Here is a 23,545-nt window from a genome sequence, read left to right on the forward strand (position 1 = left end):
CGATTAGAAGCCGCCTGATTCCAGGTTCCAACAAGCTTGACAGGCATCGCCTTCACCAGGGCGGTATAGATGCCGATGAGGCGAACGCCAGGCCGTTCGGCAAGCTGGCGAGGGAACTCGAAGGGGTGGTGATCTCCCATGGCCACCTGGATCACGCAGGCCTGCTGCCCAAGCTGGTGCGAGAAGGCTACAGTGGGCCCATCCACTGCACCCGTGGCACTCGTGACCTGCTTGAAATCATGCTGCAGGATGCCGCCTTTGTCATGGCCAAGGACGTGGAATGGGAGAACAAGTGGCGCAAGCGCCAAGACAAGCCACTGGTTGAACCGCTCTACGACCTGGACGACGTGGAGCGAACCCTGGCACTTTGCGAGTTCCACCGTTATGGCCAGCCGGTCAACCTGCCCGGCGGTGCCACCCTGGTGTTCCGTGATGCCGGCCATATCCTAGGCTCGGCGATCGTCGAGCTGACCGTCCCCTCCGGTGGCCAGCAGAAGCGGCTGGTGTTCTCCGGCGATCTGGGGAATCCCAGCTCGGTGCTGATGCGCGACCCCGACAAGGTCTATGAGGCCGATGTGGTGCTGATGGAGAGTACCTACGGTGACCGTGACCACCGCCCTCTGGACGAGACATTGGAGGAGTTTGCCCAGGTGCTGGAGAAGGCCCACGAGGCGGGAGGCAATGTGCTGATTCCCGCCTTCGCCGTGGGGCGTACCCAGGAGATCCTCTATCATCTCAGCGTGCTCTACCATGAGGGGAGGCTGCGCCAGCAGATGGTGTTCCTCGATAGTCCCATGGCGATCAAGGTCACCGAACTCTACCACCGGGCGCGCAAGGCGCTGGATGCCGAGGACCTAAAGGTGCTCAATATCGCCGCCAGCGGCGACACCAGCCAGTACCTGCCGATTTTGCACATGACCCGTACCGTTGAGGAGTCCATGGCGATCAATCGCATTCATGGCGGTGCGATCATCATTGCCGGTGCCGGCATGTGTACCGGCGGACGGATCATCCACCACTTCCGCTACAACCTGGAGAAGCCAAATACACGGCTGGTGATTGTCGGTTTCCAGGCTGCCGGTACCCTGGGTCGCCAGATCGTCGACGGTGCCCAGCGGGTACGCGTCCTGGGGCAGGACCTGGCGGTCAAGGCGAAGGTTCATACCATCGGCGGCTTCTCGGCTCACGCGGGCCAGACCGACATGATCGGCTGGGCCGGCGCCTTCCGCAACAACCCTCGCTTCTATTTGGTCCACGGCGAGCCTGCGGCCCAGGAGGCCTTGAAGGCCGGCCTGGCCGAGAGCGCCATCAAGGCAGAGATCCCTGCCTACGGCGACCGGATCGAGCTCTAGAGCAGCACCACACGACTCTCCGGGCCGCTTTCAAGCGGCCTTTTTTTCGCGGTTCCTGCGTATCAGGTGGTTGATGCCTCTCTTGCATCGCTTGCGCCTTCTCTTTCGCGACGGAGAAATGAAGCATTGCCCTAGGGCGATCGATTCTGGCTGGCCTCAAGCTGGAAATATTGACTGACATCAAGATGCGTCCCTATCTCGCGTGCCAGCTATCAGGTTATGGGCTACTCTTGTTTTCCTGTAATCAGGTTATTAATATATTCCTCTGCGGCATAAACAGTCGAAGGATTCGGTTCAGACAGCATCCTGGAGTCGATGCCAGCGCACTGAATCAAATGAGAGAGGTGAGGAAATGAGCATCAAGACAACACTGACCCTGGCCGCCGTTGCTACCGGGATGGGTCTTTTCGGTACGGCGCTTGCCGCCAGCCACGGCGACGACCACGGCCAAGAAGACAGCGCCGAGCGCGCACTGGTGATCCTCACCAGCGACTCCCTGCAGACACAGGCTATGGCGATGATCCTTTCCAATGCCATGCAACAGCAGGGCGCTGATCTTTCGATCCTGCTTTGTGATGCTGCCGGAGACCTGGCCGTAGAGGGTTATGCCAGCGCCGAGCCTGTCAATACGCCACCAGAAAATCCGGCCGGGCAGGTCACCCCGGAAGGCATCTTGCAGATGCTGATCACCAATGGCGCCCAGGTCGACGTGTGCGCGATCTATTTGCCCAACAACGAACATGAGCAAGCTGATCTGCGAGAGGGTGTTGGCGTTGCGGCTCCTGGCCCAATGGCCGAAATGATGCGTGATTCGACTATTCCGGTTTTCAGTTTCTGAGGCCATCAAGTCACAAGGTGAACCTCTGCCCGGCCTACACCCTGCTGGGAATCAATACCTGCAAGCTGAAGAAGCAATAGCCGGTTTGATTGCGTGACTCGGGACCCATCACCACGGTGATGGGTCTCGTTCGTTGTAGGGAGTGGCTATCGCTATTAGTGACAGAGCTGTAGCCCATTAATTCCAAAACAGTATATCGTTATAACTACATTTGCGCTATGCTGTAGCTCACTCTGGAAGGCAACGACACTGATTGGAGGTATTAGCCCATGTCCACGCCGATCGTGACCCACTTCTTCGACGAGCCCACCAACACCTTCAGTTATGTGGTGCAGGATCCCGACAGCAAGTCCTGTGCGATCCTCGACTCGGTGCTCGATTTCGATTACGCCGCGGGGCGCACCGATGTTCGCTCCGCCGACCAGATCATCGCCTTCGTGCGTGACAACGGCCTCGAGGTCGAGTGGATCCTCGAGACCCACGTTCACGCCGATCATCTCTCCGCCGCGCCCTATCTGCATGAGAACCTCGGTGGAAAGACCGGTATCGGCGCCAACATCACAGTGGTGCAGGATGTCTTCGGCAAGGCCTTCAACGCCGGCACCGAGTTCGCCCGGGATGGCAGCCAGTTCGACCGCCTGTTCGAGGAAGGCGACACCTTTGCCATCGGCAGCCTGGTAGGGCGTGTGTTGCACACACCGGGCCACACACCTGCCTGCCTGACCTATGTGATCGACGATGCCGCCTTCGTCGGCGACACCCTGTTCATGCCCGACTACGGTACTGCCCGCTGCGACTTCCCAGGCGGTGATGCCCGCACCCTCTATCGCTCCATCCAGAAGGTCCTGGCTTTGCCGGGTGAGACCCGCATCTTCCTGTGCCACGACTACAAGGCACCGGAACGAGAGAAGTACCAACATGAAACCAGCGTGGCCGAGCAGCGCGCACAGAACGTGCATGTGCACGAAGGCATCAGCGAGGAGGAGTTCGTCCAGATGCGTACCGAGCGCGATGCGACCCTCGATATGCCGAAGCTGATTATCCCTTCGGTGCAGGTCAATATGCGTGCCGGCCACATGCCGCCGGCCGAGGACAACGGCCAGGTATACCTCAAGGTCCCGATCAACAAATTCTGAGTGAGCCAGGAGACGAAGCGAATGAATATTCAAGAGCTGGAGAGCGGTTTTTCCATCGCCGATGCCGTGGCCCCTCAGGACCTCGAGGAGATCGCCCGGCGGGGTTTCAAGGCGGTGATCTGCAATCGCCGCCCCGGTGAAGCCGAGGATCACCCCGACGATCGTGCCCTGAGTGAGAAGGCCGCTGATCTGGGTCTGAAGTGGCGCTGTATCCCGGTCACACCGGGCGAATACAGCGATGCCGATATCGAGGCATTCGGCCAAGCCCTGGATGCGTTACCCACGCCGATCCTGGCCTTCTGCAGGACCGGCAAGCGCGCCGTACATCTCTGGGCACATGCCCGCAGCAAGGACGCCACCTGTGATATTCCCGCCCTGATGGCAGCGGCCCATGCAGCCGGCCATGACCTGGAAGAGCGGCGTGGGTTGCTGGAAGCGGGTGCCGGGCAGAACTGAGCAATGAACCCCCGGCGCTACCTTCCGATCCTGCAGTGGCTGCCTGGCTATGGCCGCGCCACCCTGGGTAGCGACCTGCTGGCGGCGGTGATTGTTACTGTCATGCTGATACCGCAGTCGCTGGCCTATGCCATGCTGGCCGGGTTGCCGCCGGAGGTGGGTCTTTACGCCAGCATCGCGCCACTGGTGATCTATGCCGTGTTCGGCACCAGCCGCACGCTGGCAGTGGGGCCGGTAGCGGTGGTGTCACTGATGACGGCAGCGGCGGTGGGGCAGGTCGCCCCCCAGGGGACGCCGGAATATCTCGGTGCAGCCCTGGTGCTGGCGCTGATGTCGGGATTGATCCTTACCCTCATGGGTGTGGCGAGGCTCGGCTTTCTGGCCAATTTTCTCAGCCACCCGGTGATTTCGGGGTTCATCACCGCCTCCGGATTGATCATTGCCGCCAGTCAGCTCAAGCACGTGCTGGGCGTTGAGGCGAGCGGGCATAACCTGCTGGATCTGCTGAGCAGCCTGGCCGTCAGCCTGGACGGTGTGAATGCGCCAACCCTGGCAATTGGAATTTCCGTGCTGCTCTTCCTGTATGCCGCCAGGCGCTGGCTCAAGCCAGCCCTGCGGCGGGTGGGTGTACCTGCGCGACCGGCGGACATGCTGACCAAGGCCGCCCCGATCCTTGCCGTGGCCGTGACGACCCTTGCCACCTGGGGGATGGGACTGGATGCCCTGGGAGTCGCCGTGGTGGGTGAGGTGCCGGCCGGCTTGCCGCCGCTGACGCTTCCGGGCTTTGACAGCGGCCTGTGGAGCCAGCTCTTCGTGGCCGCTCTTCTGATCAGCGTCATCGGTTTCGTGGAGTCGGTGTCGGTGGGCCAGACACTTGCCGCCAAGCGGCGGCAGCGTATCGACCCGGACCAGGAGCTGGTGGGGCTCGGCACATCGAATATTGCGGCTTCCTTTACCGGTGGCATGCCGGTCACCGGTGGTTTCGCCCGTTCGGTGGTGAACTTCGATGCCGGCGCTCAGACGCCTGCAGCAGGCGCCTTTACGGCATTGGGAATAGCCGGCGCAGCGCTGTTGCTGACGCCGCTGATCGCTTATCTGCCCATTGCCACCCTGGCGGCTACCATCATCGTGGCGGTCTTGTCACTGGTGGACCTTTCCGCCATCAGACGTACCTGGGCGTACTCCCGCTGCGATGCCATGGCCATGCTCGTCACCATCGGCGTGACGCTCGGCGTTGGTGTGGAGTCCGGTATTCTGGCCGGCGTAGGGTTTTCGCTGGCCCTGCACCTCTATTATACCAGCCGCCCACATAGCGCCGTGGTGGGCCGTGTTCCAGGTACCGAGCATTTTCGCAACGTGGAGCGGCATCAAGTGGAAACTGACCCGCAGTTGGCCATCCTGAGAGTCGATGAGAGTCTCTATTTCGCCAATTCGCGCTACCTCGAGGATACGGTCATGGAACTTGCGGCGCGCCAGCCGGGGCTGCGCCACATCGTACTTGCCTGCCAGGCGGTGAATGTCATCGACGCCTCGGCCCTGGAAAGCCTGGAGGTGATCAATGCCCGCCTGCGCGATGCCCAGGTCAAGCTGCACCTGGCGGAGGTAAAGGGGCCGGTCATGGACCGGTTGGAAAAGACCCCGTTCTGCCGCGATATGACCGGTCAGGTGTTCCTCAGCACCTTTGATGCCTGGCGCTCGCTGTGCGGTGAAACACATGCCCTGGGGCGCCCTTGCGGTGTTACCGATCCGGTGTCTCCGGGGACAACGGCTGTTGAAGATCGACTGTCATAAAGGAGGTAAACGTGGACTGGATAGCGAGCCTGCAGGGGCTGGTAGGTGGCGTAATGATTGGTCTCTCGGCCGTATGGCTGATGGCAACGCTTGGCCGCATCGCCGGCATCAGCGGAATTGTCGGCAGCCTGGTGACGAACCTGCCCAAGGGCGACAGCGCCTGGCGCGTGGCCTTCGTGATGGGCCTGGTCAGCGGCCCGCTGCTGCTAATGCTGCTGGGCGGCGGCCTGGGTAACGTGGCCGATGCGCCTGGCGAAGTGGTCGGCCAGCCTGCCGGAGGGGTGGGACTGATGCTCATAGCAGGCCTTCTCGTCGGCGTGGGGACCGGTCTGGGCAGTGGCTGCACCAGCGGGCACGGTGTCTGCGGGCTGGCACGGCTGTCGCCACGTTCCCTGGTGGCCACGGTGACCTTCCTGGCATGCGCCATCGTTACCGTCTATATCGTGCGGCACGTGATCGGAGGTGGTGCATGAAGACGCTGATGGGATATATCTCCGGGTTGCTGTTCGGGCTGGGACTGGCGCTCGCCGGCATGACCGACCCGGCGCGTGTGCTCGGTTTTCTCGATATTTTCGGCGCCTGGGACCCGACGCTGATGTTCGTACTCGGCGGCGCCGTGGTGACCACCTTCATTGGCTACCGGTTCGTTTTCCGCCAGGAACAGCCGCTGATTGGCGAGACCTTCCAACTGCCCACTCGTCAAGATTTCGATGCTCGGCTGATTGGTGGCTCGGCCCTGTTCGGGGTCGGCTGGGGGCTTTCAGGCTACTGTCCCGGGCCGGCCATTGCGTCCATCGCTGGGCTGACTGCCCCCCTGTTTGCCATGCTGGTCGCCATGGTTACCGGTTGGTTTCTTGCCCGGGCTATACCCGCCAGGAGTTGATCCCTGCCACTGTTACTCGTTGGCACGCTTCTGCCCCTGCCGACCTTGCGGCAGGGGCGTTTTCTGTACGACGCGACTCAGGGTGCCGTGCCCCCCATCATCTCGAGCAGCCGTGCTTCCTCCGGCATGCCATCCACCCGCTGAAGGCGATCTTCATGTCGGAAGACGGTGGTTGGCGTGGCGTATAGGCCCAGCTCGTCGAAAAGCTGGTTGTTGCGATACACCTGGTCTTCTATGTCGCGTGGCTGGGCAGAGGGGCCGATATCGTCGCCGCTACTGTGGTCATGCAGGGCGGCCTCTGGGTCTTCGGCGCCCAGAAGGGCAGCTGCCTTGGCAGGACTGTTCTGACTGAGGATGCCCACCATGATATGGCGCAATTGAACTTCCCCGGCCTCGACCCAGGGGCGAACTTGCTCCCAGAACTGCCGGCAATAGGGGCAGTTGGGGTCGGTGAAGGTATATAGCACACGGGGAGCATCCGGCTGGCCGTCCTGAATCCAGTGGCTCTGTTCCAATTGTTGCCATACCTCGCCCTCCTGGGGCGCTCGCACCAGTTCATCGAGAGGGGCCTCAGAGAGATCGTTGCCCTCGGCATCGATCATGGTGCCGACGATGGCATGATTGCCGTCGGAAGTGACAAAGACGGTCATCTCACGTCCCTGATGGCTGGCTGCGTAGCCGGTAAGCCCGCTGGGGGCTTCGAATTCACCGTGCACCTCGAGCCCCTGCTCGGTCAATGCACGAACCGGGCCCGGCCAGTCGCCGGCATAGGCCATCTGGGCTGTGGCAATAGCTGTCAGGCCGGTAGCGAGCAGTGAGAGTCGAAAAGCCATGTCGATTCCTTGAAATGGGTAGGGAAGTGCATGTTGTAAGTGGCGTCAGCGCAGGCGCTCGAGGCCGCTGTGCAAGGTGGCTCGCGACAGTTCGCCAAAGTGCGTATTTCTCAGGCGGCCCTCGGCATCGTAGAAAAGCGTCGTGGGCATGGCCATTGACCCGGTAACCTCCCCAAGTGCATTGGTCGCATCGAGCAGCACATTGTCCAGTTCAAGAGAGTGCTCCGTGAGGAATCGGTTCACATGCTGGGCGCTTTCTCCCTGGTTGACGAAGACAAAGGTGATGTCGTCGATTTCCTTCTGGGCCTGCTCGAAGACTGGCATTTCGCGGATACAGGGCGGGCACCAGGTGGCCCATAGGTTCACCACCATCGGCTGACCCTCTGCTGCAGCCAGCGACGGCAGGTCAGTAGGGTTGCCCCCGAGGGTGGCCAGGGACGTGTCCGGAATCGGTCTGGCGCTTCCCTCGAGCAAGACCAGGGGGCCGGCGATGAGGCCCCAGGTAAGGGCGCCGGTTAGCAGGGCGCCGGCCAGGGGCACCCGTTGGGCAGGAAGTCGCCACATCAGCCAGAGAGCATAGGCCAGACCCACCACCAGACCGCCGATTGGGTCGAAACCGCCGTCACGAATATCCAGCATCGATATCATGTCGTCGTAGCTGCTCCAGTAGCGGGCCACGAACAGCAGTCGAGCCCCAGCCATGCTGAGAAGAAGCAGGGTGAAAAGTGTATCGGCCACCGGGGTGCGATGGCGTCGTCCGATCAGGGTTCCGGCCAGCAAGGCCATCCCGAAGGCTACCATGATCAGCACCTGGCCCAGTGAGAATCCCAATGGACCCAGGGCGATGCTCTGTTGCAGGGCGTTCATGCAGCGCAGTTCTCCTATGTCGAGCCATCCGTCGCAATGGACTCGCCAGTGTGTCAGCTGTTGATGACTGCCGGTTCACGCCGGACTGTGTCGAGTTGACGCAGCCTGGCTCCGAGGCGGGTAACGGCATAGTATGCTGCTCGCTTCCCCTCTGTCGCATGGCATAACGATACAACAAGGAGCCCCGCATGATGTTGCCCCGCACTCTTCTACTCGCTACCGGCCTTTCTCTGGTGTCGCTCACTGCGCTAGCCGATGCGCTCAATATCGAAGATGCCCAGGTGCGCGCCGTGCCGCCGGGCTCGGAAACATCGGCAGCTTTCATGACGCTTCATAATACCAGCGATACGGATATCGCCCTGGTGGATACCAGCTCGCCCGCCGCCGAGGTGATGGAGTTGCATAATCACGAAGATGTCGATGGCGTGATGCAGATGCGCAAGGTGTCGCGCATCATCGTCCCCGCCGGCGAAACGGTGGCGCTTGCACCAGGCGGTCTGCACATGATGTTGATCAAGCTTACCTCACCCCTTGTCGAAGGGGAGCCGGTCGAGCTGACGCTTACCTTTGACAACGGCGAGAGCCAGGTGGTCGAGGCGCCGGTCAGCCGCATCAACCTGGATGCCGAGGATCATGGGCATGATCACGGTCACGGCCACAAGCATTGATCGGAGGTGCTCGTTCTACCGCTTCCCCGCATTTGGTGTCGAAGCTGGGCGACCAGCGGGCCAGAGGTTACAATACTGCACTATTGAACCATGAGCGGCCTGCAGTCGGTCGCCCCGCTTCGCATTCGGATCGATACCATGCATTGCCCTTTTTGTGGCGCCAATGATACCCGTGTGACCGACTCCCGCCTGGTGGCTGAGGGCGACCAAGTGCGTCGCCGCCGCCAATGCACGGCCTGTGGTGAGCGTTTTACCACCTATGAGACCGCCGAGCTGGTGATGCCCAGAGTGGTCAAGGCCGATGGCTCTCGCGAAACCTTCAACGAGCAGAAACTGCGTGCCGGAATGCTGCGGGCCTTGGAGAAGCGACCGGTCAGCGCTGAGTCCATCGAGGCCGCCGTGGAGCGGATTCGCCAGCGGCTGCGTGCCAGTGGCGAGCGCGAGATCCAGGCGCGGGACATCGGCGAGGCGGTGATGCAGGCGCTCAAGCGACTCGATCAGGTTGCCTTCATTCGCTTCGCTTCCGTCTACCGTCGCTTTCAGGATATCGACGAGTTTCGTGCCGAGATCGATCGCCTGTCGCGAGAACCCGGCTTCCCGCCGGGAACGGGCGACGACGGCGAGCGCTGAATTCTGCTTTCCCTCTTCTTCCAGGGAGTGATATGGCCAAGCCTACTGCCGCCGCCTGGATGGCTCGGGCCCTTCAACTGGCCCGCCGTGGTCTCTACACCACCGCCCCCAACCCCCGCGTGGGCTGTGTCCTGGTCAAGGGCAATCGCCTGGTGGGGGAGGGCTGGCACGAGCGTGCCGGTGAACCCCATGCCGAAGTCCATGCCCTGGCCATGGCCGGGGATTCTGCTCGAGGCTCGACAGCCTATGTGACCCTGGAGCCCTGCTCCCACCATGGGCGTACCGGCCCCTGTGCCGTTGCATTGATCGACGCCGGGGTGAAGCGGGTGGTGGTGGCCATGGGCGACCCCAATCCGGAGGTGGCCGGCCGCGGCATCGGCATGCTGCGCGAGGCGGGAATCGAGGTGGATGTCGGCCTGCTCGAGGAGGAGGCTAGGGCGATCAATCCTGGTTTCCTGTCGCGAATGAGTCGCCATCGCCCCTATGTGCGATTGAAGATGGCGATGAGCCTGGATGGGCGCACGGCGATGGAGTCCGGCGAATCCCAATGGATCACCGGCCCCCATGCCCGTACGGAAGTCCAGCGGTTGCGTGCGCGCTCCAGCGCTGTGCTGACCGGTGTTGATTCGGTCATCTTCGATAATTCTCGCCTGACCGTGAGAGCAAGCCAACTTGGCCTGGAGGATGCTGATGTCATCGCCAGTCGCCAGCCACTGCGGGTCGTGGTGGATACACACCTTCGTCTGCCCCAGGCCGCGGCCTGCCTGCGTGAATCCGGGCGCACTCTGGTGGCAACGGTCATGGGTTACGATGTCGACCGGCGTGCCCGGCTGGAGTCAGCCGGTGCCGAAATACTGGTATTGCCGGCTGGCGAGGGTGGCCGTGTCGATCTTGCGGCCTTGCTGCGCTACCTGGCGGAGCAAGAGCTGGTCAACGAGGTGCTGCTGGAAACCGGGGCCACACTTGCTGGCGCCATGCTCGACGCGAATCTGGTGGATGAGATGCAGTTGTTCGTGGCGCCGACCCTGCTGGGCGGTGAGGCGCGGCCGCTGTTCGCCTTGCCGGGACTGACGCGTATGGCCCAGCAGCGCCCGTTGGATATCATCGATATCCGTGCTGTCGGTCGCGACTGGCGTATTACCGCTCGACCCGCGCGGCTTCAGGGCTGAATTCATCAGGGCGCCGGGAACAGCTCGCTCGCTACAGGGGCTAGCGCCGCGCCAAGTTGCCACTACTGGCGGCCGACGCCGCGCCAAGTTGCCACTACTGGCGCCCGACTCCGCGCCAAGGTTGCTCACTACTGGCGCCCGACGCCGCGCCAAGGTACCCTGACGCCCATTCGAGGCGGGGCGTAGAACTTTAGTAATGGATGTTAGTCACGGACGTTGCTCACGCCACGGTCGAAGTGCCGCAACGCCTTTTTGCTGAATCAATCGGAGATTCCATGGTGCAATCTTCCCGCGGGGGCCTCGCTTCCATCGAAGACCTGATCGAGGACATTCGTCAGGGCAAGATGGTGATCCTCATGGATGATGAGGATCGTGAGAACGAGGGCGACATCATCATGGCCGCCGAGAAGGTCGGGGCCGAGCACATCAATTTCATGGCACGCCATGCCCGGGGCCTGATCTGCATGCCCATGACGCGCGAGCGCTGCGAGCGACTCAAGCTGCCGCTGATGGTGAGCGACAACGGTTCCGGCTTTGGCACCAAGTTCACTCTCTCCATCGAGGCTGCGGAGGGGGTGACCACAGGTATCTCGGCCGCGGACAGGGCGCGCACCGTACAGGCGGCAGCGGCCCGCAATGCCCGGGCCGAGGATATCGTTCAGCCCGGCCACATATTTCCGCTGATGGCCGAGCCCGGCGGCGTGCTGCGGCGTGCCGGACATACCGAGGCGGCATGCGACCTGGCGGCATTGGCAGGTTGTGACCCCAGCGGTGTGATCTGCGAAGTCATGAATGACGATGGAAGCATGGCCCGGCGGCCCGAGCTCGAGCGTTTTGCCGCCGAGCATGACTTGAAGATGGGCACCATCGCCGACCTGATCCACTATCGCATTCATAATGAGCAGACGGTGGAGCCGGTGGAGTCGACCCCGGTCAACACGGCCGCAGGTGAAATGACGCTGCATGTCTTCCGCGATCGTATTCAAGGTGCGCACCACGTGGCGCTGGTCAAGGGGACGCCGACCCCCGATTCGCTGACTACGGTGCGAGTGCATCTGGCCGATACCATGCGGGATCTGCTTGGCCTGCAGAAGGGTGAAGGCAAGAACTGGACCACCCACAGCGCACTGGAGGAGGTGGCCCGCGTCGACCAGGGTGTCTTCGTCCTGCTCGATGATGGCCGTCCGCATCAGGACTTCCGTGATCAGCTGGAGGTTTTTCTGGAGCGTCGCCGCCTGCCTCGTACCAGCGACTCGGACGGTGCCGGCAACTACCTGACCATTGGCACGGGTTCGCAAATCTTGCGCCATCTTGGTGTGGGCAGGATGCGTCTGCTCAGCTCACCCTGGAAGTTCTCGGCGCTGTCGGGCTTCGACCTCGAAGTTGTCGAACTGATTGCGCCGGGCGACATCGAGGCTCCCATCGAGAACTGAGACGGTCGCCGTCTGGCGCTATGATGAAAGCTGGCGCACCCTGGGGTGCGCCTGTTAATTCAGCAGGACTTTTTTCAGGAATTAGCGATGCATACCTTGTCTCAATTGGAAGGCAACTTCGTCGATGTCGACGGCCGCTACGTGATCGTGGTGGGGCGCTTCAATCATCATGTGGTCGACAGCCTGGTGGAGGGTGCCGTGGATATCCTGATGCGCCATGGCGTGGATGCCGACCATATCGATATCGTTCATGTGCCCGGTGCCTGGGAGCTACCGCTGGCGGTCAAGCGGGCCCTGCAGGTAGCCAAGCCGGATGCGGTGATCGCTCTGGGTGCGGTGATACGTGGCGGTACACCGCACTTCGAATATGTGGCGGGGGGCTGCAATTCGGCACTCGGCAGCCTGCAGTTGGAGTTCGACACGCCCATCTCCAACGGTGTGCTGACCGTGAACTCCATCGAGCAGGCCATCGAGCGCTCCGGTACCAAGGCTGGCAACAAGGGTGCCGAGGCCGCCATGGCCGCCATGGAGATGGTGTCGCTGCTGCGGGGCTTCGGTGATGCCGGAGAGAGTCATGAGTGAACCGCGTTCCAAGCGCCCCCCTTCGACGGGGCAGCAGAAGAGGCGCGCCGCCCGCGAGCTGGCCGTCCAGGGCCTCTACCAGTGGCACATGACCGGCAAGTCGATCTCGGCAGTTGAAGCGGAGTTCCGCAGCCAACTGCCCGACGAGGACATGGAGGATCATGAAAACTGGGCCAAGGTCATGGAGATCGCCGACCTGGCACTTTTTCACGACCTGCTGCATAACGTGGCTCGCTATCGCGGCGACCTGGATGCCGCCATCGGACCCTTGCTCGACCGGCGTATCGAGGAGCTGGATCCCATCGAATTGACCATTCTGAGGCTCGGTGCCTACGAGCTGTCACATCGGCCGGATGTCCCCTACCGGGCGGTGATCAACGAGGGGGTCGAATTGGCCAAGTCCTTCGGCGCCACCGACGGTCACAAGTACGTCAACGGCATTCTCGACAAACTGGCCTCGCGGTTGCGCAGCGCCGAGGTCAGCGCGCGTCGTCGCTGAAGGTGCCAAGGTGACCAGTGAATTCGAGCTGATCGCCCGTCATTTCACGCCTGCCGCCCCGGGCTCACGGGCCGGTGTGGCCCTGGGCGTGGGCGATGACTGTGCGTTGCTGATACCGCACCCTGGTTCGCGGCTGGCCGTCAGTGTGGATACATCGGTCGCTGAGGTCCATTTTCCCGGCACCGCACCGGCGGTGGCGATCGGCCATCGTGCCCTGGCGGTCAGCCTCAGTGATCTGGCGGCCATGGGTGCCGAGTCTCGCTGGTGCCTGATGGCATTGGCCATGGCAAATACAGGCGACACCTGGTTATCCGAGTTCGCCCGGGGGTTTCATGACCTTTGTGCGGCGACCGGTACCACCCTGGTCGGCGGTGACGTGACCCGTGGTGAGCTGGCAATCGGGGTAACGGTCATGGGCGAGGTGCCCGAAGGGCAGGCCCTCACGCGGAGCGGAGCAAGGCCCGGAGATCATTTGGCAGTGACCGGTGCATTGGGGGGCGGGGCTGGAGGTCTGGCACTCTGGCAGCACGGCGAAAGGGACATTCAGCATCCCCTGCTGGCGCGTTACCTTCTTCCCCAGCCCCGCCTGGATGCGGGACAGGCCTTGCGCGGCCTGGCCACCGCAGCCATCGATATTTCCGATGGATTGCTGGCAGACCTGGGGCATGTACTGGCCGCTTCCGGCGTGGGCGCAAGGATCGATGTCGATGCGCTGCCCCTGGCCGAAGGGCTGCTCGAGGCTCTGGGTCCTGACCGAGCTCGGCAGGCCGCACTGGGCGGTGGCGATGACTATGAGCTGTTGGTCAGCCTGCCCGCCGAAGCCATGGCGGAGGCGACGCGTCGCCTGGCCGGGCTGGGGCTAGCGCTGACGTCGCTCGGCACGGTCACGGCCGAGCTGGGCCTGTCCGGTGTTGGCGACACTGTCCTCCACGGCTGGCAGCATTTCGGGGTGGCGAATGCCACGGGAGGGGCGACATGAATCGCGCGCCCCCGAGCGTCTGGCGGCGGCCCGTCCATTTTTTTGCCTTCGGCCTTGGCAGCGGTGCCGTGCCCTGGGCGCCTGGTACCTTCGGTACCCTGGCGGCCATCCCGTTTTACTGGCTGATGTCAGAGTTACCGCTGAACTGGTACCTGATTCTGGTGGCAGTTTCCTTCGTCGTGGGTATCTGGCTCTGTGACAGGACCTCGCGTGATCTCGGTGTGCATGACCACTCCGGTATCGTCTGGGATGAATTCGTCGGTTACTGGATCACCATGGCGGCGGTGCCCTTCTCGTGGGAAGCGGCGCTCTGGGGGTTCATCCTGTTTCGTATCTTCGATGTCTTCAAGCCGTGGCCGATTCGCTGGGCGGATCGTCGTGTAGCAGGGGGGTTCGGCATCATGATCGATGATGTGCTGGCCGGAATCTACGCTTGGAGTACGATGCACCTCTGGCTTTGGTTACACTAGTTTACTGAAAGCCATATTAGTCAAGGAAATGACAAGGAGGCGGGGCTATGCGCAAGGAACGTCTCATCGTTCCGCTGCTGGTACTGTTGCTGCTGGCCTGGCTGGCCGGGCAGGCCCTTTCCAGCCACTTCTTCGAACGGGAAATGGCGCGGACGCTGAGTGATCTCGAGGCACGTGGTGAGCTGGTCGTGTCGCGTTCAGAGCTTGAGCGGGGATGGTGGTCGTCGACCGGCCGCATCCACCTGGCACCGCTGCTGGGGAATGTCTGGCAGCTGGAGCTGACGTATCGAGCTCGGCATGGGGTGCTCAATACGCACCTGAACGGCGAGGCGATGCTGCGCCATGGCCCGGACCACGCACAGCTGTTCGGTGACTTGCTGGCCTCGTCGCCTCCCCTTTGGCAGGCCAGCTACCATACTCTGACCGGGACCCTGGAAGGCGGGCTTCGCCTCTCTCCCTTGCGGGTCACCCAGCAGGATCGCGAACTGGTGTTCGATGGGGGGCGTCTCCATTTCAGCGGCGAGCAGGGCGACTGGCGTCTCCGGGCTCACTTCGATTCCTGGCGGTTGACGGATGGGACTGCCAGCCTCGCAATCGGCCCCTCCACGCTCAACAGCCACTACGCCTATACAGAAGATGCCCATTCCTTCACACAGGAGGACCGGCTGCAGGTCGAGTCGGTGGCCTGGCATCAGCCTCAATTGAGCCTTGATGCCAGTAATCTTCGTGTCACCAATCGCACGGTTCTGGATGAGCGGGAGCTGAGAATGCAGCTCGCTGTCGACTTGGGCGAAGTGCATACCGCAGGCGAGGTACTGCTCACCGGTGAGCTGCTACTCGAGCTGTCACGCCTGAATGCCGATGCGCTTCGGGTAAGCACCTCTCGACTCCGTGAGCTGGCCGCCAGTGGTCACCATGAACTTGGCCGCCGCGAGCTGTTGGCTCAGCTCGAGCCACATCTGATTGAGACCCTGAAGGATTCGCCACGCCTCGACTTGCTGAGTCTTCAACTGGATAGTCCCATGATGGGACTGTCGGCCCGGGCCGATGGCTCCCTGTTCTTCGATGGACGTCGCCTCGATGAATTGAGTCTGATCGACGCCGACGACCCCTCAATGCAGGCGCGCTGGCGGCGGCGCCTCGACGGCGACTTCACCTGGTACGACTTGCCGACCGTGGTGGCCCTATGGCTCGGCCTGCCATTGGACACCCGTACCCTGGAAGTCGACGTGGGCCGAGGGCAGGTGCGCGTCAACAGCCGCCCCTTGCCCCAGCTGTGGCGCTGAGCCACAGACGTCAGCATGCGCTTTTGTCCTGCTCGCCTGACAATCTTTGCTACCGAGGCGATTTCACGCCACCTTGAACACGACATCTTGACCCCCGCCACCTGGAAATAGTGGGCCGATGACTTGAAGTTGGCCGGTCGCGCCCGCATTCCTCAGGTCAGACCCAGGCGCCCAGCTTCAGGATGAGGTTTCGATGAGCGATTACGATCAGGATGAGCAGAATTGGCAGCAATCGATGCGCGATAACGCGGATGACGATAACGCGGACGAGAAGTGGACAGGATCCGACGGTGAGACGGAAGAGTCCCTGAGCAACGCGATGGTGCCGGCAAGTGAATACCTGCCCGAACGAATTTACCTGTTGCCGATTCACAACCGCCCCTTCTTCCCTGCTCAAGTGCAGCCTCTGGTGATCAACCGTGAGCGCTGGGAGGACACGATGCGCCGGGTCGGCAACACGCCTCACCATACCCTGGGGGTTGCCTTCGTCGGCGATACCGGCGTCGATAACCTGACCCACGAGTCGTTTCCCGAATACGGCACGGCGGTCAAGGTTCACAAGCTGCAGGGTGAGGATCAGCAGCTCCAGTTCATTGCCCAGGGTCTCAGGCGCTTTCATATCCAGCGTTGGCTATCCAAGAAACCGCCTTATCTGGTCGAGGTGAGCTACCCGCGGGAGCCGGTCGATGCCGACGAGGACGAGACCCGCGCCTATGCCATGGCGATCATCAACGGCATCAAGGAGCTGCTGCCGATCAATCCGCTCTACGGCGAAGAGCTCAAGCATTACCTCAATCGGTTCAGTCCGCACGAGCCGGGTCCGCTGACCGATTTTGCTGCGGCCATCACCTCGGCACGGGGGGGCGAGTTGCAGAAAGTGCTGGAAACTTTGCCGGTACAGGCGCGCATGGAGAAGGTGCTGCCCTTGCTGCGCAAGGAGATCGACGTTGCCCAGCTGCAGACGGAGATCAGCGAGCAGGTCAATGCCCAGATGCAGGAACGCCAGCGCGAATTCTTCCTGCGGGAACAGCTCAAGGTAATCCAGCGCGAGCTGGGCATCTCCAAGGACGATCGCGAGAACGACGTCGACACCTTCCGTGATCGCCTCGAGAGCCTGGTGGTGCCGCCCAAGGTACTGACCCGCATCGAAGAGGAGCTCGACAAGCTCTCGGTGCTGGAGACCGGCTCGCCGGAGTATGGCACCACACGCAACTATCTCGACTGGCTGACATCGATGCCCTGGGGGGTGCGCAGCGCAGACCAGATGGACCTGGCCCATGCTCGCAGGATTCTGGACCGCGATCATGACGGGCTAAATGACGTCAAGGAGCGCATCGTCGAGTTCCTTGCCGAGGGCACCTTCAAGGGCGATGTGGGAGGCTCGATCCTGCTGCTCGTCGGCCCCCCGGGGGTCGGCAAGACCTCGGTCGGGCGCTCCATCGCCGAAGCACTGGGGCGCCAGTTCTATCGTTTCTCTGTGGGTGGCATGCGCGATGAAGCCGAGATCAAGGGCCACCGCCGTACCTATATCGGCGCCATGCCGGGCAAGCTGGTGCAGGCGCTCAAGGAGGTCGAGGTCGAGAATCCGGTGATCATGCTCGACGAGATCGACAAGATGGGACAGTCCTTCCAGGGTGACCCGGCCTCGGCACTGCTGGAGGTGCTCGACCCGGAACAGAACATTGATTTCCTCGACCACTACCTGGACGTGCGGCTCGATCTCTCCAAGGTGCTCTTCGTCTGTACCGCCAATACCCTGGACTCGATTCCGGGGCCGCTTCTCGACCGCATGGAACAGATACGGCTATCGGGCTACATCGCCGAAGAGAAAGTGGCCATTGCCAGGAACCATCTCTGGCCCAAGCTGCTTGAACGCGACCGGATCCCGAAGAAGCGTATCAACCTCACCGATGCGGCGCTCAAGCAGGTCATTGAGGGGTACGCCAGGGAGGCCGGTGTGCGACAGCTGGAAAAACAGCTCCACAGCATCGTGCGCAAGGCGGCGGTAAAGCTGCTGGAGAACGACCAGCAGTCGGTCAAGGTATCAGTGAAGAACCTGGAGGAGTTCCTGGGCGCCCCGCTGTTCCGCCAGGAGCAGGTGCTCAAGGGGGAGGGTGTGGTCACCGGCCTGGCCTGGACCTCCATGGGCGGGGCGACCCTGCCCATCGAGGCGGGCAAGGTGCATTCCCTGACCCGGGGCTTCAAGCTCACCGGAAAGCTTGGCGAAGTCATGCAGGAGTCCGCCAATATCGCCTACAGCTACACCTTGGGGCACCTGGCGGAGTACGGCGCCGACGCGGATTTCTTCGATTCTGCCTTCGTACACCTTCACGTCCCTGAAGGGGCCACGCCCAAGGATGGCCCCTCGGCGGGGGTGACCATGACCACGGCACTGCTCTCCCTCGCCCTGCACCTGTCCATCGACCGGCCGCTGGCGATGACCGGTGAACTGACCTTGACCGGCCAGGTACTGCCGGTAGGTGGCATCCGCGAGAAGATCATCGCTGCCCGTCGCAGCAAGATATTCGAGGTGATCTTGCCTGAGGCCAACCGCCGCGACTATGCGGAACTTCCCGATTACCTCAAGGAGGGGGTGACGGTGCATTTTGCCAGGCGTTATCAGGATGTGGCCAAGGTAGCTTTTGGCTAATCGACTAACCCATGGAGACGCTGGCGCCACCATCGACGATCAGGGTGTCGCCGGTGATGAAGGTGTTGCTCGGAGAGGCAAGGAACGCCACGGCTCGCGCTACCTCGTTGGCAGCCGCGACGCGCCCAAGCGGAGTGGAGGCCTGCCACAGGCGACGTGACTCGGAGTCGGCATGTTGCATGCCGGTGGTGACGGGTCCTGGTGCCACTGCATTGACCAGTATTCCCTGAGGCCCCAGTTCCACCGCCAGTGCCCGGGTCAGCGCCAGGATCGCGCCCTTGGTCATTGCATAGCTCGAACGCTCGGCCGTGGTGCGCAGGCCATGCGCCGAGGCGACGTTGACGATACGCCCACCACCGCTTGCGATCATCAGCCGGACGGCGGCCTGGATTGCCTGGAAGGCCCCGGTGACGTTGATCGCCATCATGGTATCCAGGTCCTCTTGTGAGACATCCACGAAGCGACCGCGTCGGATCACACCGGCTGCATTGATGCATGCGTCAAGCCCCTTACCCTGCCGCTCGATCTGCGCAAACGCCCGGGCAATGCTGGCAGGTTCGGCCAGGTCGCAAGGCACGAACGCCGCGCGTTCGCCCCAGGCTGTGAGCGCTGGCACCACGCTCTCCTGGCGCTCCTCTAGGTCGAGCAGGAAGATACTGTACCCAGCAGCGACCATTGCCTCACAAATGGCTGAGCCGATTCCCCCTGCGGCGCCGATTACCGCTGCTGTTCGCATAGTCTTTCCTTCGATGCCAATATTCGGGTGTTCAAGGCTGGAAAAATCGGCATTATAGTCTTTTGGTAGACGTTTTTTATAACAACCGACATCGCTCAGCGGTGCTGGACACTTCCTAGGGAGATACGCATGCGTCAGTTTATGCCTACTTTCACTCGCAGCCTGCTGGCCTCGGCGACCGCCGTCATGATGGGCGCCGCAGCCTTTTCCGCCCAGGCGGAAACCCGAGTTACCTATAAATCCGCTTCCGCCGGCACCGCCTATTACCAGATGGGTGTGGAACTCTCGGAGGCGATCCGCAAGGGTACCGATGGTGATATCCAGCTTACGCTGGAAGAGAGCCAGGGCTCTGTGCAGAACGTGATGGAAGTGATGGCCCGGCAAGGCAACTACGTCTTTACCACGCCTCCAGGGCTGGTGGAGAGCGCCATGGCTGGAGAGGGGCCCTTTGCAGAACGTCAGAGTCCCCAGTTCCAGGAGATTCGTGGCCTGTTCCCGATTCCGGCAATCACCATGCACTTCGTTGCGGCAGGTGGTGACGGGGTCATCGGGCTCGAGGACCTGCAAGACAAGCACATCCTGATCGGACGTGGCACCTTTGGCGCCCGCGAGGCCGAGCGCTATCTTGAATTGTTCAACATGATGGACAAGGTGCGGGTGGCCAGCGCCGAGATCGGCAGTGGCCCCGATGCGCTTAAGAACGGACAGATCGATGCCTTCGTCACGGCGAGCTCCTTCCCCACACCCAATGTGATCGAGACCGCAGCGAGCATGTCGATCAGCCTGGTGAGCCTGACCGACGAGCAAATCGAGCAGACAGGCGCTGCGCGGCAGACCATTCCGGCCGGCACCTACTCTGGCGTGGAGCAGGACGTCGAGACCACGTCACTGCCCGTTATCGCCTATACCACCACCGGCATGGACGATGACACCGCCTACACCCTGACCAGGACCTTCTGGGAGCGCAGGGATGCCATGGCGGAAGAGACGGCCTGGTGGGGCAGCATCACCCACGACATGGTCGGCAACATTGCCGGGTCGCTGCATCCGGGCGCGGTGCGCTATTACGATGAAGTTGGTATCGAGATTCCCGACGAACTGCGCTAGGCACTGTCCGAAAACTGGCTGCACTTGGCCATACGGCGTTAAAAATCGGCTCAAAGTACTCATTTACACTCCGTAAACTCGCACGCGAGCCCGATCCGTCTTCACGCCGATTTTGCCTTGCGACCCACAGGGATGTGGGAAGTGCGTTGGCCCGTAGGGAACGGGCCTAGCCCTGGCCTTCGATCGCCGACTTTTCAGACAATGCCTAACTCCCTGTTGGGGCCAGTGCTCCTGGCCTGGCCCTGATCGAAAGGCTCCATTTCTATGTCGACATTTTCCTCTTCTCCTGTGGCCGGCGAGGCTGTTGGTAGCGCTCGGTTGCGGCTCCATCCGGCTTGGGTATTGCTGGGCGGTGTCACGGTGGTCTTTCACCTGGGCCTGATTTTTTACGGGCTTACCCCGGCGCTGGTGAGCCGGCCAATTCACATGGCTCTCGCGCTGCCGTGGGTCCTGATCTTCGCCGCACGCACGCCGTTCGAGCGCTGGAGCGGCTGGCTGCTGACCGGGCTGGGTATCGCCGCTTGCGGCTATATCGCCTTCAACGAGGAAGCGCTGTCGCAGCAGTACGGCTTCATCGACACCCACCTGCAGATGATCATCGGGGTCTTCCTCATCGGACTGGCACTGGAGGCGGCCCGTCGCGCCATTGGCTGGCCGCTGCCCCTGGTTGCCGTGGCAGCACTGCTCTATGCGGTATTCGGCGCCCACATACCCGGCCAGTTCGGCCACCCGGGGCTGCCAATGCAGAGTTTCGTCGGCACCCTGACCATCGCCGAGGGAGGCCTCTGGGGGTCACTCACGGGGGTGAGTGTTGGCGTGGTGGCAATCTTCGTCATCTTCGGCGCAGTGCTCAATGCCGGAGAGGCGGGGCAGGGCTTCATGAATATGGCAAGCGCTTTCGCCGGGCGGTTGACGGGCGGAGCGGCCAAGGTGTCGGTCATCTCATCGGCTCTGATGGGGTCGATTTCCGGCTCCGCCTCTGCCAACGTCGCCTCCACCGGGGCTATCACCATTCCCACCATGGTGCGCTTGGGCTATCCGCGTGCTCTGGCCGGCGGCGTGGAGGCGGTGGCCTCCTCGGGCGGGCAGATCATGCCACCCCTGATGGGGGCCGGCGCCTTCGTCATGGTCGAGCTTACCGGTACGCCCTATACCCAGATCATGGCTGCGGCAATGTTGCCGGCCATTCTCTATTTCGCCACCGTCTGGGTGGGTATCAACGCCTACGCCACGCGCCATGACCTGAGCCCCATGGCTGAAAGCGACAGGCCCAGCGGCAAGGAGGTGATGATCACCTCCCTCTTCTTCGCCGTGCCCTTCGTGATATTGCTCGAGCGCATCTTTCTCGGTGGCTACACGCCCCAGTATGCGGCGAGCCTGGCGATCTTTGCCGGAATGCTGCTGTTGTTCTTCGATGTGACGCTCAGCTTCTCGCTGCGCGGTTTCGCTTCGCGAATGGCCGATGCCATGGTCACGGCTGGGCGTCAGGTTGCGATTATCGGTGCGATCATCATCTGTGCCTCGCTGGTGATCGGGGTGCTGTCCATGACCGGGTTGGGGGTCAAGATAACCTCGGGCATTCTCTCTCTCTCCAACGAGATGCTGTGGCCGGCGCTGCTGCTCACCGCGCTCGCCTGCCTGGTGCTGGGCATGGAGGTGCCGACCACGGCCGCCTATGTCATCTGCGTCTCGGTGGCCGGGCCAGCACTCATCGCCCTCGGTCTCGAACCGCTGCTGGCGCACCTGTTCGTGTTCTGGTTCGCGCTGCTCTCCACCATCACGCCGCCGGTCTGCGGTGGGGTCTTCATCGCCGCCGGCATGGTGGGGGAGAACTGGCTCAAGGTGGCGATGAAGGCCATGGCCCTGGGCATCGGACTCTATATCATCCCCCTGGCCATGGTCGCCAACCCGGATATCATCCGCTTGGCCTTCGACCCCTTTGCTGCGGTCTTCGACATGGTCAAGATCGCCGTGGGACTGGGCGGAATTTCCTATGGCGTCATCGCCCGCCGTGCCCTCTGGCTGCGGGTGCTGCTGGTCGTCGCGGGGGCGCTGGTAATTTTTGCGGTCTAGGTAACACCCCGGCATGGCAGGAAAAGTCAGCTGTTGGAGCGCTCGGTTCGGCGCTCCGAGTTTCCATCGCGACTGGCGCCGCAGGCGCCTTGGCGGAGGCGGCAAGTTCAGTGGTTATTGCCAGCATTGGCAACACCGCGGTCGCGAGCTAAAGCTACCTCCTACAGGGCGGTAGTCGCCGACCTTGTAGGAGCGCTGCTCCGCATCGCGACTGGCGCCGACAGGCGCCCTGGCGGAGGCGGGAACGTCAGTGGTTATTGCCAGCATTGGCAACACCGCGGTCGCGAGCTAAAGCTACCTCCTACAGGGCGGTAGTCGCCGACCTTGTAGGAGCGCTGGTCCCCATCGCGACTGGCGCCGATAGGCGCCCTGGCGGTTCGCGCCGGTGGAAAAAACAGCTGTTGGAGCGCTGCTCCGCATCGCGACTGGCGCCGGTAGGCGCCTTGGCGGAGGCTACCAAGGCCAGCGGTTATCGGAGAGTTCTGAGGAGAAGAGAGATGATCTTTGCCACGCTGGGCCCTGAGGGCAATAACCACGTACTGGTACTGCACCGCTATCTTGAGGCGCGCGGTCCCGCCGATGCCGAGGTGAGGCTGTTCGATGATTTTCCGGCGGCGTTCGCGGCACTGGCGGCGGGGGAGGTGGACCGGGTGCTGCAGTGTACGGCCCACTTCAGCCACGCCGATTGCGTCGGCCGTTACATGCATCGCGTCTTTCCGGTGGACGTCTTCGTCGCCGGCAGTCATCCCCTGGCGCTGCTGGCACGGCGCGATGTTGCCGAGCCTCGCCGGGTAGCACGTCAGCCGGCCACCCGCTACTACACAGACCTCTCCTCCTTTGACGAAGAGATGGATGCGCCCACCACCGTGGCGGTGGCCGAGGGGCTGGTGGAGGGGCGTTTCGAGGCGGGCATCTGTGCCCGGCAGGTCCTGGAGCAGCACCCGGATGAGCTGCGCTTGATCGAGGAGTTGGGCCCGGCGCTGGATGTCTGGGTACTCTATGGCACCCAGCCGCTTGCCGAGGGCAGCTCGCTGTCAGTCTAGCCGCCACGCCCCGTGCATGACAGAATCTGGGCTGACCTGAACACCGAGACCGTCAACCGCCGCC

At 62.5% G+C, this 23,545-nt stretch carries 23 protein-coding genes; 20 read left to right on the top strand and 3 right to left on the bottom strand.

The features are described from left to right. The 7 genes from KZO25_RS00005 to KZO25_RS00035 all read left to right on the top strand — a co-directional run. A partial coding sequence (locus tag KZO25_RS00005) for an MBL fold metallo-hydrolase RNA specificity domain-containing protein (protein ID WP_223135411.1) occupies positions 1 to 1,352 on the top strand: 1,352 nt, incomplete at its 5' end. Between the two features lie 352 nt (positions 1,353 to 1,704). Next, positions 1,705 to 2,190 carry a hypothetical protein gene (locus tag KZO25_RS00010; protein WP_262488760.1) on the top strand — a complete coding sequence of 162 codons (486 nt, stop codon included), beginning with the start codon at positions 1,705 to 1,707 and terminating at the stop codon, positions 2,188 to 2,190. Positions 2,191 to 2,459: 269 nt separating this feature from the next. Continuing rightward, positions 2,460 to 3,326 (top strand): MBL fold metallo-hydrolase, encoded by an 867-nt coding sequence (locus KZO25_RS00015; protein ID WP_066445180.1) that lies wholly within the window; start codon positions 2,460 to 2,462, stop codon positions 3,324 to 3,326. Positions 3,327 to 3,347: 21 nt separating this feature from the next. Beyond that, positions 3,348 to 3,782 carry a TIGR01244 family sulfur transferase gene (locus KZO25_RS00020; protein ID WP_066445183.1) on the top strand — a complete coding sequence of 145 codons (435 nt, stop codon included), beginning with the start codon at positions 3,348 to 3,350 and terminating at the stop codon, positions 3,780 to 3,782. A gap of 3 nt (positions 3,783 to 3,785) precedes the next feature. Then, complete coding sequence (locus KZO25_RS00025) at positions 3,786 to 5,573, top strand: SulP family inorganic anion transporter (protein ID WP_223135412.1); 1,788 nt, start codon at positions 3,786 to 3,788, stop codon at positions 5,571 to 5,573. Between the two features lie 11 nt (positions 5,574 to 5,584). Further along, on the top strand, positions 5,585 to 6,046 hold the full coding sequence (locus tag KZO25_RS00030) for a YeeE/YedE family protein (protein WP_223135413.1): 462 nt from the start codon (positions 5,585 to 5,587) through the stop codon (positions 6,044 to 6,046). Beyond that, on the top strand, positions 6,043 to 6,456 hold the full coding sequence (locus tag KZO25_RS00035; RefSeq protein WP_223135414.1) for a DUF6691 family protein: 414 nt from the start codon (positions 6,043 to 6,045) through the stop codon (positions 6,454 to 6,456). The genes KZO25_RS00030 and KZO25_RS00035 overlap by 4 nt, the downstream gene beginning before the upstream one ends. Positions 6,457 to 6,533: 77 nt before the next feature. On the opposite strand, the gene dsbG is transcribed toward KZO25_RS00035, so the two are convergent. Continuing rightward, the gene (gene dsbG, locus KZO25_RS00040; RefSeq protein WP_223135415.1) at positions 6,534 to 7,289 is read right to left on the bottom strand and encodes a thiol:disulfide interchange protein DsbG; all 756 of its coding nucleotides are present in this window, start codon (positions 7,287 to 7,289) and stop codon (positions 6,534 to 6,536) included. A 45-nt stretch (positions 7,290 to 7,334) separates the two neighbouring features. Next, positions 7,335 to 8,156 carry a TlpA disulfide reductase family protein gene (locus KZO25_RS00045; protein ID WP_223135416.1) on the bottom strand — a complete coding sequence of 274 codons (822 nt, stop codon included), beginning with the start codon at positions 8,154 to 8,156 and terminating at the stop codon, positions 7,335 to 7,337. Between the two features lie 188 nt (positions 8,157 to 8,344). Here KZO25_RS00045 and KZO25_RS00050 point away from each other — a divergent pair, with 188 nt between their 5' ends. The 10 genes from KZO25_RS00050 (at position 8,345) to lon (ending at position 18,522) form a co-directional block, all read left to right on the top strand. Beyond that, a complete protein-coding gene (locus KZO25_RS00050; RefSeq protein ID WP_223135417.1) occupies positions 8,345 to 8,824 on the top strand; it encodes a copper chaperone PCu(A)C in 480 nt (159 codons plus the stop codon). A 138-nt stretch (positions 8,825 to 8,962) separates the two neighbouring features. Further along, positions 8,963 to 9,454, top strand: a complete 492-nt coding sequence (gene nrdR / locus KZO25_RS00055) for a transcriptional regulator NrdR (RefSeq protein WP_223135418.1) — start codon at positions 8,963 to 8,965, stop codon at positions 9,452 to 9,454. A gap of 32 nt (positions 9,455 to 9,486) precedes the next feature. Further along, positions 9,487 to 10,623 (top strand): bifunctional diaminohydroxyphosphoribosylaminopyrimidine deaminase/5-amino-6-(5-phosphoribosylamino)uracil reductase RibD, encoded by a 1,137-nt coding sequence (ribD, locus tag KZO25_RS00060; RefSeq protein ID WP_223135419.1) that lies wholly within the window; start codon positions 9,487 to 9,489, stop codon positions 10,621 to 10,623. Positions 10,624 to 10,898: 275 nt separating this feature from the next. After that, complete coding sequence (gene ribBA / locus KZO25_RS00065) at positions 10,899 to 12,056, top strand: bifunctional 3,4-dihydroxy-2-butanone-4-phosphate synthase/GTP cyclohydrolase II (protein ID WP_223135420.1); 1,158 nt, start codon at positions 10,899 to 10,901, stop codon at positions 12,054 to 12,056. Positions 12,057 to 12,143: 87 nt separating this feature from the next. Next, the gene (ribE, locus tag KZO25_RS00070; RefSeq protein WP_223135421.1) at positions 12,144 to 12,638 is read left to right on the top strand and encodes a 6,7-dimethyl-8-ribityllumazine synthase; all 495 of its coding nucleotides are present in this window, start codon (positions 12,144 to 12,146) and stop codon (positions 12,636 to 12,638) included. After that, positions 12,631 to 13,137: a transcription antitermination factor NusB gene (gene nusB, locus KZO25_RS00075; protein ID WP_223135422.1), complete on the top strand. Its 507-nt coding sequence runs from the start codon at positions 12,631 to 12,633 to the stop codon at positions 13,135 to 13,137. Before ribE ends, nusB begins: the two co-directional genes overlap by 8 nt. A gap of 10 nt (positions 13,138 to 13,147) precedes the next feature. Further along, positions 13,148 to 14,116, top strand: a complete 969-nt coding sequence (gene thiL / locus KZO25_RS00080) for a thiamine-phosphate kinase (protein WP_223135423.1) — start codon at positions 13,148 to 13,150, stop codon at positions 14,114 to 14,116. Then, complete coding sequence (locus KZO25_RS00085; RefSeq protein ID WP_066445223.1) at positions 14,113 to 14,586, top strand: phosphatidylglycerophosphatase A; 474 nt, start codon at positions 14,113 to 14,115, stop codon at positions 14,584 to 14,586. The genes thiL and KZO25_RS00085 overlap by 4 nt, the downstream gene beginning before the upstream one ends. Before the next feature lie 47 nt (positions 14,587 to 14,633). Next, positions 14,634 to 15,872, top strand: coding sequence for a DUF945 family protein (locus KZO25_RS00090; protein WP_223135424.1), 1,239 nt, complete (start codon positions 14,634 to 14,636; stop codon positions 15,870 to 15,872). A gap of 193 nt (positions 15,873 to 16,065) precedes the next feature. Further along, positions 16,066 to 18,522 carry an endopeptidase La gene (gene lon / locus KZO25_RS00095; protein ID WP_223135425.1) on the top strand — a complete coding sequence of 819 codons (2,457 nt, stop codon included), beginning with the start codon at positions 16,066 to 16,068 and terminating at the stop codon, positions 18,520 to 18,522. Positions 18,523 to 18,526: 4 nt separating this feature from the next. Here lon and KZO25_RS00100 read toward each other — a convergent pair whose 3' ends face one another. Then, positions 18,527 to 19,258, bottom strand: a complete 732-nt coding sequence (locus tag KZO25_RS00100; protein WP_066445227.1) for an SDR family NAD(P)-dependent oxidoreductase — start codon at positions 19,256 to 19,258, stop codon at positions 18,527 to 18,529. Between the two features lie 141 nt (positions 19,259 to 19,399). Between KZO25_RS00100 and KZO25_RS00105 the strand changes: the two genes are divergently transcribed. From KZO25_RS00105 to KZO25_RS00115, 3 genes are all read left to right on the top strand, one after another. Further along, on the top strand, positions 19,400 to 20,365 hold the full coding sequence (locus tag KZO25_RS00105; RefSeq protein ID WP_410505363.1) for a TAXI family TRAP transporter solute-binding subunit: 966 nt from the start codon (positions 19,400 to 19,402) through the stop codon (positions 20,363 to 20,365). Positions 20,366 to 20,629: 264 nt separating this feature from the next. Continuing rightward, on the top strand, positions 20,630 to 22,438 hold the full coding sequence (locus KZO25_RS00110) for a TRAP transporter permease (protein ID WP_223135427.1): 1,809 nt from the start codon (positions 20,630 to 20,632) through the stop codon (positions 22,436 to 22,438). Between the two features lie 497 nt (positions 22,439 to 22,935). Next, a complete protein-coding gene (locus KZO25_RS00115; protein WP_223135428.1) occupies positions 22,936 to 23,481 on the top strand; it encodes a hypothetical protein in 546 nt (181 codons plus the stop codon). Positions 23,482 to 23,545: the final 64 nt, after the last annotated feature.

The organism is Halomonas sp. ANAO-440 (assembly GCF_019915905.1).
GTDB lineage: Bacteria > Pseudomonadota > Gammaproteobacteria > Pseudomonadales > Halomonadaceae > Halomonas > Halomonas chromatireducens.